Raw genomic sequence first — 1,242 nt, forward strand, 5'->3', positions numbered from 1 at the left:
GTTGGGGGAAATAATTTTATTCATAAGTTGAAAAATACAGTATAAATTACTTACGATTTAAATATGCATACCTCCTAAGTCTCTTATATTTAAAAATGGAATTTTTATGAAGATTACTTGGATATTTATAATATTGATATTTATAAATTTAACAGCTTATGCGCAGCCTGGGGCTTTGCAAGATACAAGTCCAAAATTATCAGAAGTTAAAGGGTCGAGACTAGAGCCGTTAGTAATACCTAAAATGGTTTATCCCAAAAACTTACTTAAAGTAGGAAATGGTGGGAGGGCCAATGTAAAAGTAGTCATTAATAAGCAGGGGGAGGTTACTCAGGTTGTAGTCTTAGAATCAATTCATCCTGATTTAGAAAAAGTGGTTGTTCAAAATATCTTGGCGACAAAATTTAAGCCCATAAAAGAAGAAGTCGAAATTGAAATACCTTATGATTTTATGCTTGAGGAACTAAGCGAGAACAACGGAGATGCTCCATTTAAAATATCAAGTGCTTCTAATGGGTTACCCGAAAAATTTCAGTTTGATATCGCTCCACAAATAAAAATTGTAGTACCTACTGTTTATCCCTTAGATTTATTGAAAAAAAATCAAACTGGAAAAGCGAATGTAATGATCATTGTTGATCCTCATGGTCGCGTAGTGGAATCTAAAATATTGTCGTCAACGCAACCAGAGTTTGGTTTATCTGCTCAAGCTTCATTTAGTTCTTGGATTTTTGATCCAGCAATCAAAGGTGGTCAACCAAGTTGGGCTGCACTATCGAGAGAGTATCATTTTAACTCAAGAGATCGGGATATTGGGGTAAATGATTCAGCTAAAAAGATTTTAAAATATATTAAAAATAATGATGCAAGACTGATTGACTCTAACCAGTTAGATTCAGTTCCGCTTGCGTTGTATACTCCATATCCCAATATACCTTCAGAGCTCATTAAGAGTAAAAAATATAATGAAGTTCTTATTGAATTTTATCTGGATGAAGAGGGAATAGTTCAATTACCTAAAGTCATTTCTCCAGAAGATGATGATCTTACGTGGTTGTTATTAACACAGGTGCAACGTTGGCAATTTCAAAAACCTTTGAAGGATGGAAAACCTGTAATAACTAAATTGCAATTGCCTATTTCTATTGGATTATCAGAACAGTAAAAGAATTGGTGAATACGGAAATGCGGTATTTATTGTTGATTCAATTTATGAAATGAGCTTTTATATAGATTTAAGAG

At 33.1% G+C, this 1,242-nt stretch carries 1 protein-coding gene; it reads left to right on the forward strand.

The genetic code is table 11. The features are described 5' to 3' along the window. Positions 1 to 106: 106 nt before the first annotated feature. Positions 107 to 1,165: a TonB family protein gene (locus GGG_RS0118900; protein WP_010117984.1), complete on the forward strand. Its 1,059-nt coding sequence runs from the start codon at positions 107 to 109 to the stop codon at positions 1,163 to 1,165. Positions 1,166 to 1,242 lie beyond the last annotated feature (77 nt).

The organism is Acinetobacter sp. P8-3-8 (assembly GCF_000214135.1).
Classification (GTDB): domain Bacteria; phylum Pseudomonadota; class Gammaproteobacteria; order Pseudomonadales; family Moraxellaceae; genus Acinetobacter.

Bases quoted from the DNA above. Each gene is read 5' to 3' on its own strand.
- GGG_RS0118900 (WP_010117984.1), top strand. From the start codon at position 107: ATGAAGATTACTTGGATATTTATAATATTGATATTTATAAATTTAACA.